This window comes from Hoeflea marina, from assembly GCF_003182275.1.
Lineage (GTDB): Bacteria > Pseudomonadota > Alphaproteobacteria > Rhizobiales > Rhizobiaceae > Hoeflea > Hoeflea marina.
Window position 1 is genome coordinate 227528 of record NZ_QGTR01000003.1, and the last position, 19446, is coordinate 246973.

A 19446-nucleotide genomic window follows, 5' to 3' on the forward strand; every position below is an offset into this window, starting at 1 on the left:
TGTCAATCCGGAGTTCGAACCCGGCGCGGGCATGCCGTCGCCGGGCCCAGGCGATCCGGAGCGCGAACCGGACCGCGCCGCCGACCCATACGCGGCCGCCGATTTTCGGAGGCCCAGCCCGCCGCGCCAGTCGGCCGTCCCCGATCAGCCGAGGATTTCGCTCACAGCCACGGCCCGGCCTTCCTTGACCGATTGCAGCGCCGCCTCGGCAAGCGCCAGCGCCATCAGCCCGTCCTGGCCGTTGGGCGACGGCGCCTTGCCGTTCTTGACCACTTCCACGAAGGCGGCGATCTCGGCGGCGTAGGCGTCGGTGTAGCGGGTCATGAAGAAGTCATGCAGCGGCGGTCGCGTGTAGCCGGTCCTGGTGGCGATCTCCACCGAGATCGGGCGCTGGTTCTCGATCGCCACCGACCCGGTCGAGCCGTGCACCTCCAGCCGCTGGTCATAGCCGTAGCTGGCGCGGCGTGAATTGGAGATCGAGCAGTGGCGGCCCGATTTCGTGGTCAGCACCACCGAGACGCTGTCGTAGTCGCCGAGTCTTGCGATCTCCGGATCGGTCAGCACCGAGGCGGTGGCGAAGACCGACACCGGCTCCTCGCCGAGCACGAAGCGGGCCATGTCGAAATCGTGGATGGTCATGTCACGGAAGATGCCGCCCGACACCGCAATGTAGTCGGCGGGCGGCGCGCCGGGGTCGCGGGAGATGATCTGCACCATCTCGACATCACCGATGGCGCCCTCGTCAATCGCCTTGCGGACGGCGGCGAAATGCGGGTCGAAACGGCGGTTGAAACCCACCATCAGCTTGCCGCCGGTGCTCTCGACGGTCCTGAGGCACTCCCTGACCCGGTCGAGCGACAAGTCGATCGGCTTTTCGCAGAACACCGCCTTGCCGGCGCGGACGAAGCGTTCGATCAGGTCGGCATGAGTGTTGGTGGGAGTGCAGATCACCACGGCGTCGATGTCGGCGGCCAGTTCGATGTCTTCGATCGACCGGACCTCGCAGCCGTAGTGGCTGGCGATGTCGGACGCGGCCCCGGGCATCGCGTCGGCGACCGCGGCCAGCGTCGCGTCGGGATTTGCATAGATCGCCTTGGCATGGACCTTGCCGATCCGGCCGGCGCCCAGAAGGGCGAAATGAAGTGTCATCGGGACTGCTTTCGTAGGTTGGTTGGTCTGCCTGTCTTGGATTTGCCCGGCCGCGGGTAACGGGCCGGGGCCGCCCTGAGCCTGCCCGGCAGTCTATATGCAACTTGCGTCCTCGTGCACGCCACTTTTGAGAGCGTTGACGAAAGGTTGCCGTCGGTCCTAGCGGTCTCGACGATGCCGACGATCTCGCCGCGGCGCAACACCCGGATCCTGTCGACGAGATTGGAGACCGGCCGCAGAACGTGGCTGACCGGGATCGGCGGGATCTTCTGCTGCTGGAGGCGCCGGATGATGTTCTCAACCAGAGTGGACTCCCGCCGAGCGGTGATGGGTTCGTCGATGACGAAGCGCCAGGAGACGAAGGAGACGGCGCGACGATCGAGATGATCCGCAGCCCCGGCGTTCGGCCTTGCGTCGGGAGGCCGGATCCAGCGCGTGGCCGAGGGCGAAGTCGGCCCTTCATGTGCCTGCGGCCGGAACAGCGACCGAAATGCCGGGCGAAACCGCCCGGCCCCGTTACATCACGGCGCCCATCTGCCAGGGCACGAACTCGGCGCCGCCGAAGCCGAGATTTTCCGAACAGGTCTTCTCGCCCGAGGCGACGCGAATGAAGAGCTCGAAGAGCTCGCGGCCCTTTTCCTCAAGGCTGACGCCGTCGGTGATGATGTCGCCGCAGTTGATGTCCATGTCCTCGGACATGCGGCCGTACATTTCGGTGTTGGTGGCGAGCTTGATGCAGGGGGTGGGCTTGTAGCCCGAGACCGAGCCGCGGCCGGTCGTGAAGGCGATCAGATTGGCGCCCGAGGCGATCTGGCCGGTGACCGAGCAGGGATCGTAGCCGGGGCTGTCCATGAAGACGAAGCCGTGCTCGGTGACAGGCTCGGCAAATTTGTAGACCTGCGTCAGCGGCGCGGTGCCGCCCTTGGCGACGGCGCCAAGCGACTTTTCCAGGATGGTGGTCAGGCCGCCCTTCTTGTTGCCGGGCGACGGGTTGTTGTCCATCTCTCCGCCATTGCGCGCCGTGTAATCCTCCCACCAGCGGATGCGCTCGACGATCTTCTCGCCAACTTCCGGCGTTACCGCACGGCGGGTGAGCAGATGCTCGGCGCCGTAGATTTCCGAGGTTTCCGACAGAATCGTGGTGCCGCCATGGGCCACCAGCATATCCGACGCGGCGCCCAGAGCCGGATTGGCGGTGATGCCGGAATAGCCATCGGAGCCGCCGCACTGCATGCCGATCATCAGTTCGCTGACCGGCGCAGGGGCGCGCGCCGTCTCGTTCACCCTGGCCGCCATTTCGACCAGCAGCTCGACGCCGCGCTCGATCGAGCGGCGGGTGCCGCCGGTCTGCTGGATTGTCATGTACTTGAAATTGCCGTCCGGGCGCATGCGGCCGCGCCCGACGATGTCCGGGATCTGCATGACCTCGCAGCCGAGGCCGATGAGCAGGATGGCGCCGAAATTCGGATTGTGGGCATAGCCCTGCAGCGTCCGGAACAGGGTCTCGTAGCCTTCGTCCTTGCCGGACATGCCGCAGCCGGTGCCGTGCACGATCGGCACCACGCCGTCGACATTGGGGAACCGGTCGAGCAGCCCCTGCTTCTCCACTGCCTCGGCGATGAAGCGGGCCACCGACCCCGAACAGTTGACCGTAGTGAGAATGCCCAGATAGTTCCGCGTGCCGACCTTGCCGTCGGCGCGGTGGTAGCCCATGAACGTGCGGGCCTCGTTCGGCGCCGGCAACTGGCGGTGCTCAGTGGCAAAGGCAAAATCCTGGCTGTGGTCGCCCATGCCGAGATTGTGCACATGAATGTGTTCGCCAGGGGTGATGTCGACCGTGGCGGTGCCGATGATCTGGCCGTAGCGGAAGGCCTGCTCACCCCTGGCAATGGCGCTGGTGGCGATCTTGTGGCCGCGCGGAATCGCTGCCGGCAAGGGTGCCGCCAGCTCGGCAAGGACTTCGCCGACGGCCAGATCCTTGAGCGCGATAATGAGATTGTCGTCGGCGTGCAGGCGTATCGTGGTGGGCTGTACGGTTGTCATCGAGCTTTCCATGAGTGTAATAGCCCAACCCCGCAAGCCGGCATCGGCTTGACAGAATGCAGGCGCTAGCTAACATATTAGTATGCTACAAGGTGAGGATACTCCTCTGCAAGAGCCAATTCCCCGCAGACCCCTGCTTTCCCCGCTTGATCAGTTCCCGGGGTCGCTGTCCAACAAGGTCTATCTGTCGCTCAAGCAGGCGATCCTGTCGCTGGTTTTCCGCCCCGGCGAAGTCCTGCAGAAATCCGAGATCTGCGATGAACTGGGCGTTTCGCGCTCGCCCGTGGCCGAAGCGGTTGCGCGGCTGGGTGCCGAAGGCCTGGTCGATATTGTGCCGCAGGCCGGCACCTTCGTGGCACGATTCTCGATGCAGGAAATCCGCGAAGGCGCCTTCCTGCGCGAAGCGCTGGAGCTTGCCGCAGTCGAGACGGTGGCCGAGACTATCACCGAGGAGCAACTGGTGCTGCTCCGGCGCAATATCCGGCTCCAGGAGGTGCTGCTGGCCGACGGGGACGTTCCCGGTTTCTACCAGACCGACGCGCAGATGCACGAGCTGATCCTTTCCTTCACCGGCTTTCGCCGGCTTGCCTCGCTGGCGGACACATCCTGGGTCCATGTCAACCGCGCCAGGCGTCTCAACCTTCCCTCGCCGGGCCGCATCCAGGCGACGCTCGAGGAGCACCGGGCCATCGTCGCCGCACTGGAGGCACGCGATCCGCAGGCAGCACGCGAGGCCACCCGGCACCATCTGCGGCAACTGATCACCTTCCTCGAACCGCTGATCAACGAGCGTCCGGAGCTATTCGCCGCCGGCTAGAACATTTCCGGAGAACGTGAATTTCATTTCGTCGCAGGACAATGCGACGAATCAGGAACCTGGAGAGCTTCTGCGGTTCAGTGAAAAGCAGAAGCGCTCAAGACTGAAGCCATCGAAAGGCGCCGATGACCGACATCCCCAATCGCCCCCGCTATGCGGCCCGGCTGAACGCCTTCAAGGTCGGCCTGCCGGGCAGACCGACCGTGGAGGACATGCTGGCGCGCGCGGCATCGGTGCCGGGACTGGATGCGGCGGACCTGAATTTTCCCGATCATTTCGAGCACCACACCCCGGCGGAGCTGTCACGGCTGCTGGCCGGTCACGGCATGGCGCTCAACGGGCTGGCGATGCGCTATTACACCGACCCCGGCTTCCGGCTCGGCGCCTTCACCCATCCCGACAGGGCCGTGCGGCAGGCGGCGCTGGACATCACGCGGCGTGGGCTGGATGCCCTGGCATCGATGGGCGGCAGCCTGATGACCCTGTGGATGGGACAGGATGGGGTCGACTATTCCTTTCAGGGCGACTACGGGCGGATGTGGGACGATACGATCGAGGCCCTCGCCGCGGTCGCCGACCATAATCCGGCGCTTTCCATCGCCATCGAGTACAAGCCCAACGAGCCGCGCGCCTTTGCCTTGATGCCGGATGTCGGGGCGACGCTGCTGGCCGTCGGCGAAGCCGGCCGGACCAATCTGGGCGTCACGCTGGACTTTGCCCATGTGCTGTATGCCGACGAAATCCCCGCCCAGTCGGCCAGGCTGGTGGCGCGGCATTCGAAGCTGATGGGCGTGCATCTCAACGATGGCTACGGCAAGCGCGACGACGGGCTGATGGTCGGCTCGGTGCATCCGGTGCAGACGGTGGAACTGCTCGTCGAATTGGAGCGGATGGGCTATGACGGGGTGATCTATTTCGACACGTTCCCCGATCATGGCGGGCTCGATCCCTGCGCGGAGGCGGCGACCAACATCCGCATGACCGACCGGCTGCGGGCGGTCGCCGCGCGCCTCGTCGACGACCCCGACCTTGCCGCGGCCATGGCCCGCCAGGACGCCACCCGGAGCCTCGCGATTGTTTCCGCGGCCCTGTACGGACGCGCCAGGTGAGCGTCTTCGTCTGCGGCTCGCTGCATCTCGACATCATTATTGATGCGCCGCATCTGCCGCGGCTCGACGAGACCGTGACCGGCGAGGCGGTCCGCTATGCCTTCGGCGGCAAGGGCGGAAATCAGGCGGTGGCGGCGGCGCGCATGGGCGCCATGGTGCAGATGGCCGGCCGGGTCGGCAGCGATGAATTCGGCACCACGCTGCTGGCCGGGCTGGCGGAAGCCGGCGTGGATGCATCAGCGGTGAGCCGGGATCCAGGCGCCTCCGGGATGAGCGTGGCCATCAGCGCGCCGGACGGAGGCTACGGCGCGGTGATCGTCTCCGCCGCCAATCTCAGGATCGACCCGGCGGTGCTCTCCCTTCCCCCGCACACGACGGTCGTGCTGCTGCAGAACGAAATCCCGGAAGCGGTCAATCTCGCCGTCGCCCGCAAGGCGCGTGCCAGCGGCAGCAGCGTGGTGCTCAATGCCGCACCGGCGCGCGGCATCGGCGCCGAGCTGATGGACTGCGTCGATGTGCTGGTTGTCAACCGTGTGGAGGCCGCGGACATGCTCGATCTGCCGGAGCCCGATCTCGATGCCGAGTCCGCGGCCAGGGCGCTTGCGGCATCGGGTCCGGCGAGCGTCATCGTCACGCTCGGCGGTCAGGGGCTGGTTGTCAGCGACAGCGAGGGGACGCATCGTTTTGCTGCCCATGCGGTCGGGGTGATTTCGACCCATGGGGCGGGGGACGCGTTTCTGGGGGCATTTGCCGCCGAGCGGGATCGCGGCGCATCACTCAGCGCCGCCGCCGCCTTCGGCCAGGCCGCCGCCGCACTGCATGTGTCGACGCCGGTGGCCGAACGCGGCCGGATCAGCCAAGCCTGCGTCGATGCATTGCTGGATCACGGCTCAAGGCGATAGAAGGCCGCAGCCGTGCCGCCGAAGATCAGCTCCTGCGCGTCCTCGCCAAGCCCGGACGTCAGTTGCCGTGCGGCGGCATGCCAGTCTTCGTAATCGGCGCGCAGGCGGCACACCGGCCAGTCCGATCCCCACATCACCCGCCTGGGTCCGAAAACATCGAGAATGTGGTCGGCATAGGGGCGGAGATCATCGACGGTCCAGTCCGCGCCGGCCTCGGTGATCATGCCGGAGAGTTTGCAGAAGGCGCCGGATTCGCCCGCAATGCGCGCCATGCCGTCGGCCCAGGAGGCGAAGCTGTCCTCGCTGTGATTGCCGATCTCGGGCTTCATGCCGTGATCGACCACCACGCGCAGCTCGGGATACCGCCGGATGAGGGCGAGAAAATTGGCCATGTGGCGCGGATAGCCCAGCGCATCGAGGCTCAGCCCGAGGTCGACGAGGGTTTCGAAGCCCCACTGGACGTCGGGCCGCAGCATCCAGCCCAAATCCTCGATGTCCTGGATCATCGGTCGGACCCCGAGGAATTTCGGGTTCAGGGACAGCCTCTCCAGTTCGGCACGGTCGGTGGCGCGCTCGAAATCGACCCAGCCCACGACACCGGCCACGAAGGGGGTCGTATCGGCGATGCCGAGCATGTATTCGGTCTCGTCCACCGTCGGCGCCGCCTGCACCAGCACGGTGCCGTCAATGCCGAGCTTTCGAAGCACCGGCTCGAGGTCCGCCGGGCGATAGACCTGCGAGAGCACGGGATCGTCCTCCGGCATCCAGCCGTAATCGCCGCGGGCCGGATTCCAGAAATGCTGATGGGCATCGATTTTCACGGTCATGTCCTCATACCGGCGCGTCGCCCGCAAGCAGGCCTTCAGATTTCAGGTCGATCCACAATGCCGGCGGAATTTCGGCTGCCGCGGCGGCAAGGTTGGAGGTCATCTCGTTGACCCCCTGTCCGCCCGGGATCACCGAGACCACGGCCGGGTGACGCAACGGGAACTGGAAGGCGGCGTCGACCAGCCGCACGCCGTGACTGGCGCAGATGGTCTCGATGCGGGCGACGCGATTAAGAACGGCTTGCGGCGCGGGGTCGTAGTTGTAGAAGGCGCCGGGGCGGGCGCCGGTGGCGAGCACGCCGGAATTGTAAGGCCCGCCGATGACAATGCCGATGCCACGGCTCGCCGCCAGCGGGAGAAAGCTCTCGAGCGATTCCTGCTCCAGCAGCGTGTAGCGGCCGGCCAGCAGGAACAGATCGAAATCGCCGCGTTCGGTCAGCCACTGACAGGGCTGCCATTCGTTCACGCCGGCGCCGAAGCCCTTGATGACACCCTGATCGCGCAGCGACAGCAGCGCCCTGTACCCTCCCGACATCAGTTCCTCAAGTCTCGCCTCAAGTGCCGCCTGGCTGCCGTGATTGAAGACATCGAGGTCGTGGGCGAAGAGAATGTCGATGCGTTCGACGCCGAGCCGCTCGAGCGAAAACTCGACCGAACGCATGACGCCGTCATAGCCATAATCGTAGACTTCCTTGCGCGCAGGCACCTCGAACCACTTTCCGATGCCGTCGCGCTCCTCCGGCCTGCAGGCCTCAAGCAGTCGGCCGACCTTGGTGGAGAGCACATAGGCGTCGCGCGGCTTGCCGCGCAGGAAGCGATTGAGGCGGGTCTCCGACAATCCCAGGCCATAGAGCGGCGCGGTGTCGTAGTAGCGCACGCCGGCCTGCCAGGCGAGATCGAGGATGGCATCCGCCTCGTCGTCGGAAATCGCCCGGTAGAGATTGCCGAGCGGCGCGGTTCCGAAGCCGAGTTCGGTGAAATCCAGACCGCCATTGCCGATCCTGTCCCAGTGACGCGTCCTGATTTGCATGGGATCCTCCAGTGACTAACATGCTAGTGTGATTCATGCAGTCGTCCACCCCCCTTGGGGAACCGTCCCGCGATTTCGTGCATGACATGAACAGTTTGGACCGGCAACGGTTCCAGTCCGAGGCTCGGGGATCGTCCGCCCCGGCCCCCGCCTATCGAGAGGAGACGTCATGGGACAGTACACGCAGGCGCTCAACGAGCTGGGTCGGGTGGCGGAAGCCATCGACCCTCGCGCCGTCGACCGGAGCCTCGGCCTGATCGCCGGCGCGGGCAGGATCCTGGCCTATGGCTGCGGCCGCGAGGGCCTGCAGCTGCGCGGGCTGGCGATGCGGCTCCACCATCTCGGCCTGAGCGTCGCCATGCAGGGGGACATGGCGGCCCCGCCGCTCGGACCAGGAGACCTGTTCCTGTGTTCGGCCGGTCCAGGGGACCTGTCGACGGTGACGGCGCTGATGCGGGTGGCCCATGACGCAGGCGCCCAAGTGCTGCTGCTGACGGCCGAGCCCGACAAGGCGCCCGGAAGGTGGGCCACGCAGATCCTCACCATTCCCGCCCAGACCATGGCGCGCGATGTCGGCGGCGCTTCGATGCTGCCGATGGGCTCGCTCTACGAGGGCGCCCTTTTCCTGCTGTTCGAGATCATGGTGCTGGAATTGCGCGACCGTCTCGGCGAGACAATGGAAACGATGCGGGCGCGGCACACCAACATGGAATGACCGACACCGGTCGCGGCAGCTACTTGACCGCGCCGGCGGCCATGCCCTTGATGATGTAGCGCTCCAGCACGATGCCGATGACGATCAGCGGCAGGATGGCGGCAAACGAGAGGGCCGCCATCGACCACCAGCTGATGCCCTGGCTGCCGGTCTGGCTCGCCACCATCACCGGCAGGGTATTGGCATGGGTGGAGGTCAGCAGCGCCGCGAAGAAATACTCGTTCCAGGTCAGCACCAGCGACAGGATGAAGGCGGCGACCATGCCAGGCAGGGCGATCGGCAGCACGATCGAGACGAAGGCACCCCAGATCGACAGGCCGTCGACAAGGGCCGCCTCCTCGAGTTCCGTGGGGATGCCGGCGAACTGGTCGCGCATGATCCAGATGACGATCGGCAGCACGGTCAGCGTGTAGAGCAGAATCAGCCCGATCTGCGTGTCCAGCAGGGCCAGCGAGCGGTAGAGCACCAGGAAGGGCAGCGCCAGCACCACCGGTGGCAGGATCAGCTGGCTCAGGAAGAAGAAGGAAATGTCGGAATTCTTCATGTAGCCGAAGCGGTAGGAAAACCGCGACAGGCCGTAGGCGGCGAGACTGCCGAGGACGACCGCCAGCGCCGAGGACGTCACCGAGGTGACGGCCGAATTGTAGAAGCGCTTGAGGAACTCGTCGCGCACGGTCGATCCGGCGCCGATGGTGTCCGGCGACAGGCCGAGCGACTTCCAGCCCAGCCATTTCGGCGAAAAATCCCACCACGGCACCATGTTGCCCTTCATGACATCGGGCGCCATCTTGAACGAGGTGGTGATGGTCCAGTAGATCGGGAACAGGCAGATGATCGCCCACAGCACCAGTGCGCCGTAGACGGCGATGCGGCCGGTCCACCACCTGGCCCGGTGCGCCAGATCCGTATTGGAATCGCGAAAGATCTGCTCGGTCATGTCGGTCCGTCGGTTGGGCCGGGATCTCGGCCGTGTCGTTGAGCTCGCCCGGTCGTCAGTATTGCGGCCGCATCCAGCGCTCGGCGATCTTCATCAGGATGGTCATGGCGATCACGATCAGCACCAGATAGACCATAGCCAGAAGCGTGCCGTAGCCGACATTGGAGCGGTCGCGGTATTCGCGGAAGATGAAACTCGTGACGCTGTCGGTGGCCCCGCCCGGCCCGCCCGACGTCACAGTGATGATGATGTCGGCAAGCTTGAGCTTGAAGATGATGCGGATCAGGATGGCGGTGATCGAGACCGGCAGCATCAGCGGGAACGTCACCTCCCAGAAGCCGCGCCAGGCATTGGCGCCGTCAACCTTGGCGGCTTCCTGGACCTCCTTGGGAATGGCCTGCAGCCCGGCCAGGATCATGATCATCATGAAGGGGATGAAGGTCCATGCGTCCATGATCATGATGCTGGCGCGCGCCAGTTCAGGACTGCCGAAGAAGGAAGGCTGCTCCCAGCCCAGTTCGCGCGCCAGACGCGCCACCGGGCCGAAGCGGACCTCCATCATCGACTTGCCGATCATCCAGCTGACCGCCACCGGTGACAGCATCAGCGGCATGAGGAAGGCGACACGGAAGAATTTCCGCGCCCGGATCTGGGAGTTGAGCAGCAGCGCCAGGCCGAAGGCGATGGCGTATTCGACCAGGATGGCAAGCGAGTACCAGACCATGTTGGTCAGCGCGTTCCAGTAGAACGGATCGCGCCACATCTGGCGAATGTTGTCGAGACCGTTGAAGGTGCGGCCGGTGGGCGAGGACAGGTTCCAGTCCGAGAACGCGATCACCAGTCCGAACAGCAGTGGAAAGACCACCATGGAAATGACGAACAGGGCCGCCGGCAGCACGAACAATGTGCGCTTGCCCTGCTCGCCGCGGATGAGAACCTGCGACCAGCACAGGCAGACCGCCCAGAGAATGTAGGCATAGAGCGTCGGCCGCCAGTTCGAGTATCCGAAACCGGCGAGGCCGGTTTCCTGCAGGGTTTGCGTGAGCCCGGTCAGCGCCAGGACAGCGGCGGAGCCCCAGACGATCGCGCGGCCGAAGGCGATGCGGCGGGTCGAGATGTTGTCGTTGGTGACGACGTGAAGAAGATCGCCTTCGTTGGCCAATGCCTGCCCCATGCTCAAACGGAGAAAGGCCGGCGGTTGCCCGCCGGCCTCGATGATCACATGCCCAGCGAAGCCTTGTAGAGCTTGACCTGGCTGTCACGGCCGATCTGATCGGTGATCTTCTCCCAGGCCGCGGCGATCGCGTCGGCGGTTTCCTGCGCCGACTTGTACTGGCCGGCAAATCCCTTGGCCAGTTCGTCCTCGGCCACCGAGTAGTACTGGAAGATGCCGGGAATGCGCGGTTCGATGGCGGCGTTGGGATGGTTGTAGCTGTCGAGGTTGGAGCCGAGATAGTCCTCGACGAAGGCCTCGTCGTAGCCCGCCGCAACCCATTCCGGATAGTTGAACTGCGAATTGCGATAGGGCTGGAAGCCCGACGGGTAGGCAGCCATCCAGAGCGCGATGTCCTTGCCGCCGAGATGGGCTGCGCAGGACCAGGCGGCCTTGTGCTTCTTCTCGTCGCTGTCGACCCGCGACATGACATAGACGCCCCAGCCGATATAGGCCATGTTCGGCGCATAGTTCGGTCCGGACGGCAGCGTGTCCCACTGGCCGGTGGCGTTGTTGTAGACATCGTCGGATCCGGGCAGGATCGAGAAGCCGACGACATCGCCGACGACGGAGCTGTCCGATGTCCGCGCGTTGGAACCGACATCGCCCCACCAGCTGATCATCGACCCGGTGCCGGCCAGGAACTGCTGGAAGGCGGTCGTGCCGGGATCGGCGTTGATCTGGTCGGCCGGCTGGGCTGGCATCACGTCCATGACGTCCTGGATGGCCCGCACGAAGGCCGGATTGTTGACGTAGGGCTTCATGGTGTCCGGATCGAACAGCCAGGCGGCGTTGTCGGGGTGCTTGGCATAGGCGGTGGCGCGGCTTTCCAGGAAGTAGAAGCCGAAACCGCCCCAGCCCTTGAGCGGATCGAGATAGCCGTGCGCGTCAAGTCCGGTGAGCGGATCCTTCTTCCCCTTGAGGAACTTGGTGGTGGCCTGCACCTGCTGCCAGGTCGCCGGCACGCCGAAGTCGCCGGAATTGCCCTCCGACGTCCAGGCGGCCTTGAAGTCGGCGTTGTCGAAATAGTCCTTGCGGTAGGCGAAGGTGTGGCAGTCGCCATCGATGGAGATGCGATAGGTCTTGCCGTCCCAAGTGCCGACCGGAGCCTTGAGATAGCCCACATAGTCGTCCATATCGATCTGCTGCTTGACCCAGTCCGGCATCTCGGAGAGCAGGCCGCGACCGGCCGTGTCGCCCTCGAAGGGGGCTCCCATTTCAATGACGTCGAAGTCGACCGTGCCCGTGGCGATCGATTGCTGCAGGCGGGCATTGTAGTCGGCCTGCGCCAGGTCAACCCAGTTGATCTTGGCGCCGGTGTAGGTTTCCCATGCCTTCAGGAACCCGCGGAAGAGCACGTTGTGCTGGTTCTGGTTGTTGAGCCCCATGAAGGTCAGTTCGACGCCAGCGAACTCGCCCTCGGCAACATTGGCCCTGGTCGCTCCAAGGCACATCTCGCCGACCTTCTGCCAGTCGGCATCGGTTGGCGACCCGGCACCGACGCCGGGTATCTTCAGAATTTCGGCCCGCAGATTGTCCTGGGCAAAGGCCATGCCTCCGCCAAGACCCAGTCCGCCCAGGGCGGCAACTCCGCCGATACCCGCGGCGGTCTGCAACAGGCGCCGCCGGGTCATACCCATGCTGACGGCCCGATTGTAATCCTCGATTTTCATGCAACTCCTCCTCCCAGTAGAGTTTCCGCCAAATGCTTCTGGCGGTCCGGCCAAAGCAGGCGTCAGCTCCGCCAGCGGAGCATGGAAGCCTGAAAATCCAAAGAACCGGGTCCGGATCCAACCCGGACTAAAGTTGAACATTTCAGCCTTGTTGCATGCTGTCAAGCATCTAACATGCTAGCATGCCCAGGCGATGGACAGGGGCTGCCGGCTGGGCTACCAATTGCATTGCGTGCCAGAATTTCGGCGACAGGGGGGAAGATGGCAGACGTCAGTATCCATGCGTTGCGCAAGGCCTATGGCGCGCTCGAAGTCATTCACGGCGTGGACGTCGAGATCCCCGACGGCGAGTTCGTCGTGCTCGTGGGGCCGTCGGGATGCGGAAAATCCACCCTTCTGCGCATGATCGCCGGGCTTGAGGGCATCAACGGGGGGACCATCAGCATCGGCGGCCAGGTGGTCAACAATCTGCCGCCGGCCGAGCGCAACATCGCCATGGTGTTCCAGAACTACGCCCTCTATCCCCACAAGACGGTGGCGGCGAACATGGGCTTCGCGCTGAAGATGCAAAAGATGGACAAGCCTCGGATCGAGGAAGAGGTCAACCGCGCCGCCGACATCCTCGGCCTCAAGCCCTATCTCGGCCGCTACCCGCGTGAACTCTCCGGCGGCCAGCGCCAGCGCGTGGCCATGGGCCGGGCCATCGTGCGCAACCCGAAGGTCTTCCTTTTCGACGAGCCGCTGTCCAATCTCGACGCCAAGCTCCGGGTGCAGATGCGCGCCGAGATCCGCGAACTGCACCAGCGACTTTCGACCACGACCGTCTATGTCACCCATGACCAGATCGAGGCGATGACCATGGCCGACCGCATCGTGGTGATGCGCGACGGCCATATCTCGCAGATCGGCGCGCCGCTGGAGCTCTATGACCGGCCAGCCAATGCCTTCGTCGCCGGCTTCATCGGCTCGCCGTCGATGAACCTGATCCATGGCGCGGTCAAGCGCTCCGGCGGACAAGTCACGGTCGAGGCCGAGGGCCTGTCGCTCCCGGCGCCCGACCTTGAGGGGATGACCGAGGGCCGCAAGGTGATCTTCGGCATCCGGCCCGAGCACCTCGATCTCGACAATCGCGGATTTGAGGCTTCGGTCGCCGTGGTCGAGCCGACAGGCGCGGAAACCCACGTGGTGCTTCGCGTTCCGGGCCGCGAAGTGGTCGCCGTGTTCCGTGAACGCCATGCCTTCCGGCCCGGCGATGTGGTTCGGCTGCTGCCGCAGCCCGCACTCGTGCACATGTTTGACGCAGACAGCGGCGCCCGAATCGGGTGAAGTCGGCTGCAATGAAGGCCAACGAGGAGGAGGACAGAATGCTCAAGGGGGTCGACCCGCGACTGAATGCCGAGGTGCTCTACGCGCTTCGGGCGATGGGGCATGGCGACACGCTGGTGATCGCCGACACCAACTTTCCCTCCGAATCCGTTGCACGCCAGACAGTGATCGGCGACCTGCTGCGGATGGACAACCTGACGGCTGCCGAAGCGGTCGAGGCCGTGCTCTCCGTGCTCCCGCTCGACACCTTCGTCGATGATTTCGCAGGGCGGATGGAGATGGTCGATGCGCCGAAGGAGATTCCGGCCGTCCAGGGAGAGGTGCAGAAGGCGATCGACGCGGCCGAAGGACGGCCGAGGCCGATGATCGCCATCGAGCGGTTTGCCTTCTACGACAAGGCCAGGGAGGCCTTTGCTGTCATCCAGACGGGCGAGCGCCGCTTCTACGGCTGCTTCATCTTCCGCAAGGGCGTCATTCCGCCAGAGGCCTGAGGAGACCTTCATGTCCCGTGTCGTCATTCTCGGCGTCTTCGTCGCCGACACCGCCTATCGCGCCGACCGCGCCCCCAGAATGGGCGAGACCATTCTCGGCCAGAGTTTTGCGCTCGGTCCCGGTGGCAAAGGGTCGAACCAGGCCGTGGCTGCGGCCAGGGCGGGGGCGGACACCCATTTCATCACCCGGCTCGGGCGCGACACCTTCGCCGACATGGCGCTCAAGACCTGGGCGGAGGCCGGCGTGACGCCCGCCGTCACGCAGCATGACGACAGCTATACCGGAGCTGCCTATATCTTCGTGGAGGCCGCGACCGGCAACAACGCCATCATCGTCTGCCCGGGCGTTGCGGGCCTGATCTCGGAAGACGACATCGAGGCGCGCCGCGATCTGATTTCGGGCGCCGCGGTGTTCGTGACCCAGCTGGAACAGCCGCTGCCGGCGGCGATGCGGGCCTTGCAGATCGCCCGCGAGGGCGGCGCGAGAACGGTGCTCAATCCCGCGCCCGCGGCCCCGCTGCCAGACGGCATGCTGGCGCTGTGCGACTATGTGACGCCGAACGAATCCGAGGCCGAGGCGCTGACCGGCCTTCCGGTGACCACCATCAACGAAGCCATCGAGGCGGCGAAGGCTCTGGTAGCCGCCGGCGCCGGTGCCGCCATCATCACGCTGGGCGAGAAGGGCGCGCTTTATCATGATGGCGGTGTGACCGTGCATGTGGACGCCTACAACGCGGGGCCCGTGGCCGAAACCACCGGAGCGGGCGACGCCTTCAACGGCGGCTTTGCCGCGGCTCTCGCCCGCGGCGAGCAGCCGGTGGACGCGGTGCGCTACGGCTGCGCCACCGCCGGAATCTCCGTGACCCGGCGCGGCACCGCGCCGTCGATGCCCTCGGCGGACGAAATCGCGGCGCTGATGGCGCGCGGCTGAACTGCAACCCCAGATATGGATCCCGGTCGACGCCGGACAGGAGACGGACAACCATGACAATGACGCTCTCGGGAAAGACCGCTCTGGTGACCGCCGCCGGCCAGGGCATCGGCCGAGCCACGGCGCTGGCCTTCGCCAAGGCGGGGGCCATTGTGCACGCCACCGACATCAACGAGGCGCTTCTCTCCGCCTATGCTGGGGAAACCGGCATCACCACCCGCAAGGTCGATGTGCTCGATTCCGCCTCGGTCAACGCCGCGGTGGCCGGGATCGGCGCGGTGGATATCCTGTTCAACTGCGCCGGCTTCGTCCATTCCGGCACGGTTCTGGAAGCGTCCGACGAGGATCTCGATTTCGCCTACGACCTCAACGTTAAGTCGATGGTGCGCACCATCCGCGCGGTGCTGCCGGGCATGTTGCAGCGCAAGAACGGCGTCATCATCAACATGTCGTCGGTGGCCTCGAGCATGACCGGCGTGCCCAACCGCTTCGCCTATGGCATGAGCAAGGCCGCGGTGATCGGGCTCACCAAATCGGTCGCCGCCGACTATGTCGGCAAGGGCATCCGCTGCAACGCCATCTGCCCCGGCACCGTCGAAAGCCCCTCGCTGCAGGACCGCATGCGGGCGCAGGGCGACTATGACACGGCGCGCGCCGCCTTCATCGCCCGCCAGCCGATGGGCCGGCTGGGCCAGCCGGAGGAAATCGCCGAGCTGGCGCTTTATCTCGCCGGCGCAAGCTTCACCACCGGACAGGCCTATGCCATTGATGGCGGCTGGACGATCTGATTTTCAAGGACGGGAGAGAGACGCATGAAATTCGTACGATACGGGGCCGAGGGCGCCGAGAAGCCGGGCATGATCGATGCATCGGGACAGTTGCGCGACCTGTCGGGCCACATCGCCGATCTGTCGGGCGCGACGCTGGATCCCTCGCGTCTGGCCGAGATCGGCGAGATCGATGCATCCAGCCTGCCCAAGGTCGACGGCATGCCCCGCCTCGGGCCCTGCGTCGCGGGCACTGGCAAGTTCATCTGCATCGGGCTCAACTACTCCGATCACGCCGCCGAAACCGGGGCCACGGTGCCGCCGGAGCCGATCATCTTCATGAAGGCCACCTCGGCGATTTGCGGTCCCAATGACAATCTCGTCATTCCGCGCGGCTCCGAAAAGACCGACTGGGAGGTCGAGCTCGGCGTGGTCATCGGCAAGACCGCCAAATATGTCAGCGAAGACGAGGCCATGGACTACGTGGCCGGCTACTGCACCATCCATGACGTGTCCGAGCGCGCCTTCCAGGCCGAGCATTCGGGCCAGTGGACGAAGGGCAAGTCGGCCGACACCTTCGGCCCCACCGGCCCATGGCTGGTGACCAGGGACGAGGTGGCCGATCCACAGAATCTGGGCATGTGGCTGACGGTCAACGGCGAGAAAATGCAGAACGGCTCGACCCGGACCATGGTCTACGGTGTGAAGTTCCTGGTTTCCTATCTCAGCCGCTTCATGTCGCTCAGGCCGGGCGACATCATCTCCACCGGCACGCCGCCCGGCGTCGGCCTCGGCATGAAGCCGCAACGCTTTCTCAAGCCAGGCGACGTCGTCGAACTCGGGGTCGAAGGCCTCGGCACCCAGAAGCAGACCTGCGTCGCCGACACATAGCCGCCCCTGAGTGGAAACGGACGGCCCGGCAGCGCAACCGCTCGCCGGGCCTCTTCATGCCCGCAATCGGTTCAGCAGTCGGTTCGGACCGAGATGCCCGCTCACGGCCGCGCGCCGTCCCAGGTCACGAGATTTCGGCCGACGATCATCGGCGCGATGGTGGCGCGGCAATCGGCCATGTGGGCGGTCCTGCCATGAGCCTCAAAGGCGGCAAGGTCGTCATAGACCTCGTGGAGATGCACCTGGCCGGGACGGGTGGAATCGGTCCAGACCTCGAAGGCCCGACAGCCAGGCTCCAACGCCAGGCAATCGGCGGAATGCTTCCCGATGCGGGCGAGAAAACGGTCGAACTCTTCCAGCCTGATCTCGAATGTGACACTGACGCAGTACATGGTGGCGCTCCTCAATGTTGTGCCTGTGACGGTGGCCAGCGACTGGCCGGATCGGCGGCAGGATTGCAGCAAACCCGCCCGGGCAAGCCCGGGCGGCCTGTTTCCGTCCGGCTCGGGTTCAGCGCAGCGCCGCCTCGATGTTGCCGCCATCGACGGTGATCACATGCGCGGTGGTGCGCTCGGACCGGGCCAGCGCCACGAAGGCGTCGGCGACATGGCTCGCCTCCACCTCGGCCTTCAACAAGTTGCCCGCCATGTAGGTGTCGACGCTGATGCCGCGGGCCTTGGCGCGCGACTCGATGAAATCGTCGGTGAGCAGGCCCGAGCGGATGCGGTCGGCATTCACCCCGTTGACCCTTATGCCCCGGTCGCCAAGTTCGAGCGCCAGTTGCCGGACAAGGAAGAATGTCGCAGCCTTGGGCAGGCCGTAGGCGCCGAAGCCCTTGCCGGGATTGACCGCCTGCTTGGAGACATTGAACAGCATCTGGCCGCCCCTGCCCTGGGCAGCAAACAACCTGGAGGCCGCGCGCGCCAGGGAGAGATGCGAGAAGAAGTTGAGCTCGAAGCTCGACCGGATGGCCGCCTCCTCCATCTCGAGGATCGAGCCGGCGATGGCAGCACCCGCATTGGAGACCAGGATGTCGAGACCGCCGAAGCGGGCCGCCACCTTCTGCAGGATTTCGTCGGCCGCGCCCGCGGCCGTGAGATCCGCCTCGATTGCCAGTGCATGGCCGCCAAGCCTTGCGGCAGCCTTGCGGCAGGCCTCGCCGTCCCGATCAACGACCGCAAGGGTGGCGCCGAGACCCGCGAAGGCCCTGGCGATGGCAAAGCCGATGGCGCCGGCGCCGCCGGTGACCAGCACCACCCGGCCGGCGAATTCCTTCGACTTGGCGCCCGCGAGCTTGGCCTGCTCGAGCGACCAATATTCCATCTCGAACAGTTCCTCTGAACTGACGGGACGGAATTCGCCGATTGCCTCGCCGAAGGTCATCACCTCGATGTTCTGCTCGAGAATGTCGGCGGTGGCCGATGCGATGTTGGCGTCCTTGCCGATGCCGACGACACCGACGCCGTAAATCCAGGCAGCACACGGATGTGGCTCCAGCATCACCTTGACGCCGCCCAGCCGTTTGTTCTGCGCTTCGAAACGATCCCGATACCTGGCGACGAAAGCATCGACCTTGGCCTCGATCGCCGTCGCGCCGCCCTCGACATCGGCGCGGTCCAGATTGAGCATCTCACCCTTGGCGCGGATGACATGGTCGGGGGAGCCAACCCCGCGGGTGGCGAGTTCGTCGAGATCGGTGCGGGCGAGGAATTCCTCGACCACCGGACCGCTGCGCACGTCCATGATCACCGGCATCGGGCCGGTGCCGTGATGGTCGCCGCGCACCCGGGCGACAGCGCCGCGCAGCACCGGCAGCACGTCCGCGGCGATGTCGGCGTCGATCGGCGCGCGCAGGCGGTGCACGGAGGTGGCGAAGCCGCGCCCGCCGGCCCGTTCGGCAAGATAGGCCTCGACCTCGTTGGTGTGGCTGATGACACGGTCATAGCTCTCGCGCGCCGTGGGACCGAAGGTGAAGTGACCGTGCTGGAGCAGCACCAGGCCCTCGACGTCCGGATTGGCGTCATAGATCTCCGCGGCTTTCCGCGCCAGGTCGAAGCCCGGCATGATGAAGGGCACGACCGCCAGGCGGTCGCCGAAGATCTCGGCGATCACCTCTTCCGCATTGGGCAGGTTGGCGATGGCCAGGAAGGCGCTGGCATGGGTGTGGTCGACATAGGTGTGCGGCAGATAGGCATGCAGCAGCGTCTCGACGGACGGATTGGGGGCGCCGGAATCGATCAGGTTGGCGCGCTGGATGTTGACCATGTCCTCGTCCGACAGCCGGTCGAGCTGGCGCAGTGCCATCAGCGGCTCCATGCGCACGCCGGGAAGGCCGGGCGCCAGGAGCGAATCGAGGTCCCAGCCCGACCCCTTCACATGCAGCACCCGGATCGGCTCGCCAAAGAGGTTGCTGCGGGTGAGCTTGACAGACGTGTTGCCGCCGCCATGCTGGACGAGGTCCGGGTCGGAGCCGATCAGGCGGGACGAATAGACCCTGAGCGCCAGTTCCCTGTCGGCCGGATCCCCCCCCGCCTTTTCCATCCAGCTCTCAGCTTCCTCAACATTCCACTTGTTCTGACGCATTGCGCTCTCCACTATCGATCTCAATTCGAATTTGACAAATGT

18 protein-coding genes are annotated in these 19446 nt (G+C 65.5%); 9 read left to right on the forward strand and 9 right to left on the reverse strand.

Translation table 11 applies throughout. From position 1 onward, the window contains the following. Positions 1 to 144: 144 nt before the first annotated feature. Together iolG and DFR52_RS12305 are read right to left on the reverse strand one after the other, a co-directional pair. On the reverse strand, positions 145 to 1149 hold the full coding sequence (gene iolG / locus DFR52_RS12295) for an inositol 2-dehydrogenase (RefSeq protein ID WP_110032274.1): 1005 nt from the start codon (positions 1147 to 1149) through the stop codon (positions 145 to 147). 516 nt (positions 1150 to 1665) lie between these two features. Further along, a complete protein-coding gene (locus tag DFR52_RS12305) occupies positions 1666 to 3192 on the reverse strand; it encodes a UxaA family hydrolase (protein WP_110032276.1) in 1527 nt (508 codons plus the stop codon). An 82-nt stretch (positions 3193 to 3274) separates the two neighbouring features. Here DFR52_RS12305 and DFR52_RS12310 point away from each other — a divergent pair, with 82 nt between their 5' ends. The 3 genes from DFR52_RS12310 to DFR52_RS12320 all read left to right on the forward strand — a co-directional run bounded on the left by DFR52_RS12310 (position 3275) and on the right by DFR52_RS12320 (position 6020). Then, on the forward strand, positions 3275 to 4009 hold the full coding sequence (locus DFR52_RS12310; protein WP_110032277.1) for a GntR family transcriptional regulator: 735 nt from the start codon (positions 3275 to 3277) through the stop codon (positions 4007 to 4009). Positions 4010 to 4134: 125 nt separating this feature from the next. Next, positions 4135 to 5118, forward strand: a complete 984-nt coding sequence (locus tag DFR52_RS12315; RefSeq protein ID WP_110032278.1) for a TIM barrel protein — start codon at positions 4135 to 4137, stop codon at positions 5116 to 5118. Beyond that, entirely contained in the window at positions 5115 to 6020 is a 906-nt protein-coding gene (locus DFR52_RS12320) for a ribokinase (RefSeq protein WP_110032279.1), read from the forward strand. Before DFR52_RS12315 ends, DFR52_RS12320 begins: the two co-directional genes overlap by 4 nt. Here DFR52_RS12320 and DFR52_RS12325 read toward each other — a convergent pair. Both DFR52_RS12325 and DFR52_RS12330 read right to left on the reverse strand, forming a co-directional pair. Beyond that, the gene (locus tag DFR52_RS12325; RefSeq protein ID WP_210205827.1) at positions 6002 to 6841 is read right to left on the reverse strand and encodes an amidohydrolase family protein; all 840 of its coding nucleotides are present in this window, start codon (positions 6839 to 6841) and stop codon (positions 6002 to 6004) included. The two genes, DFR52_RS12320 and DFR52_RS12325, sit on opposite strands and share 19 nt — an antisense overlap. Before the next feature lie 10 nt (positions 6842 to 6851). Next, positions 6852 to 7871 (reverse strand): aldo/keto reductase, encoded by a 1020-nt coding sequence (locus tag DFR52_RS12330; protein WP_170132281.1) that lies wholly within the window; start codon positions 7869 to 7871, stop codon positions 6852 to 6854. 175 nt (positions 7872 to 8046) lie between these two features. Here DFR52_RS12330 and DFR52_RS12335 point away from each other — a divergent pair, with 175 nt between their 5' ends. Beyond that, positions 8047 to 8592, forward strand: coding sequence for a phosphoheptose isomerase family protein (locus DFR52_RS12335; protein WP_110032281.1), 546 nt, complete (start codon positions 8047 to 8049; stop codon positions 8590 to 8592). Between the two features lie 19 nt (positions 8593 to 8611). Here DFR52_RS12335 and DFR52_RS12340 read toward each other — a convergent pair whose 3' ends face one another. From DFR52_RS12340 to DFR52_RS12350, 3 genes are read right to left on the reverse strand one after another with little or no spacing between them, the layout of a single operon-like run. After that, positions 8612 to 9529: a carbohydrate ABC transporter permease gene (locus tag DFR52_RS12340; protein WP_110032282.1), complete on the reverse strand. Its 918-nt coding sequence runs from the start codon at positions 9527 to 9529 to the stop codon at positions 8612 to 8614. 55 nt (positions 9530 to 9584) lie between these two features. Further along, positions 9585 to 10703 carry a carbohydrate ABC transporter permease gene (locus tag DFR52_RS12345; RefSeq protein ID WP_110032839.1) on the reverse strand — a complete coding sequence of 373 codons (1119 nt, stop codon included), beginning with the start codon at positions 10701 to 10703 and terminating at the stop codon, positions 9585 to 9587. A 44-nt stretch (positions 10704 to 10747) separates the two neighbouring features. Next, positions 10748 to 12415: an extracellular solute-binding protein gene (locus DFR52_RS12350; RefSeq protein ID WP_110032283.1), complete on the reverse strand. Its 1668-nt coding sequence runs from the start codon at positions 12413 to 12415 to the stop codon at positions 10748 to 10750. Positions 12416 to 12676: 261 nt separating this feature from the next. Here DFR52_RS12350 and DFR52_RS12355 point away from each other — a divergent pair, with 261 nt between their 5' ends. Genes DFR52_RS12355 through DFR52_RS12375 form a run of 5 tightly spaced genes read left to right on the forward strand, consistent with a single transcriptional unit; the run spans position 12677 to position 16821 of the window. Next, positions 12677 to 13741, forward strand: coding sequence for an ABC transporter ATP-binding protein (locus DFR52_RS12355; RefSeq protein WP_110032284.1), 1065 nt, complete (start codon positions 12677 to 12679; stop codon positions 13739 to 13741). A gap of 38 nt (positions 13742 to 13779) precedes the next feature. After that, entirely contained in the window at positions 13780 to 14232 is a 453-nt protein-coding gene (locus DFR52_RS12360) for an RbsD/FucU family protein (protein WP_110032840.1), read from the forward strand. A gap of 10 nt (positions 14233 to 14242) precedes the next feature. Continuing rightward, complete coding sequence (locus tag DFR52_RS12365; RefSeq protein ID WP_110032285.1) at positions 14243 to 15163, forward strand: ribokinase; 921 nt, start codon at positions 14243 to 14245, stop codon at positions 15161 to 15163. 53 nt (positions 15164 to 15216) lie between these two features. Beyond that, positions 15217 to 15951 (forward strand): SDR family oxidoreductase, encoded by a 735-nt coding sequence (locus tag DFR52_RS12370; protein ID WP_110032286.1) that lies wholly within the window; start codon positions 15217 to 15219, stop codon positions 15949 to 15951. Positions 15952 to 15975: 24 nt separating this feature from the next. Further along, a complete protein-coding gene (locus tag DFR52_RS12375; protein ID WP_110032287.1) occupies positions 15976 to 16821 on the forward strand; it encodes a fumarylacetoacetate hydrolase family protein in 846 nt (281 codons plus the stop codon). Positions 16822 to 16922: 101 nt separating this feature from the next. On the opposite strand, the gene DFR52_RS12380 is transcribed toward DFR52_RS12375, so the two are convergent. Both DFR52_RS12380 and DFR52_RS12385 read right to left on the reverse strand, forming a co-directional pair. Continuing rightward, a complete protein-coding gene (locus DFR52_RS12380; protein ID WP_158284951.1) occupies positions 16923 to 17213 on the reverse strand; it encodes a putative quinol monooxygenase in 291 nt (96 codons plus the stop codon). A gap of 118 nt (positions 17214 to 17331) precedes the next feature. Next, positions 17332 to 19404, reverse strand: coding sequence for a bifunctional aldolase/short-chain dehydrogenase (locus DFR52_RS12385; RefSeq protein ID WP_110032289.1), 2073 nt, complete (start codon positions 19402 to 19404; stop codon positions 17332 to 17334). Positions 19405 to 19446 lie beyond the last annotated feature (42 nt).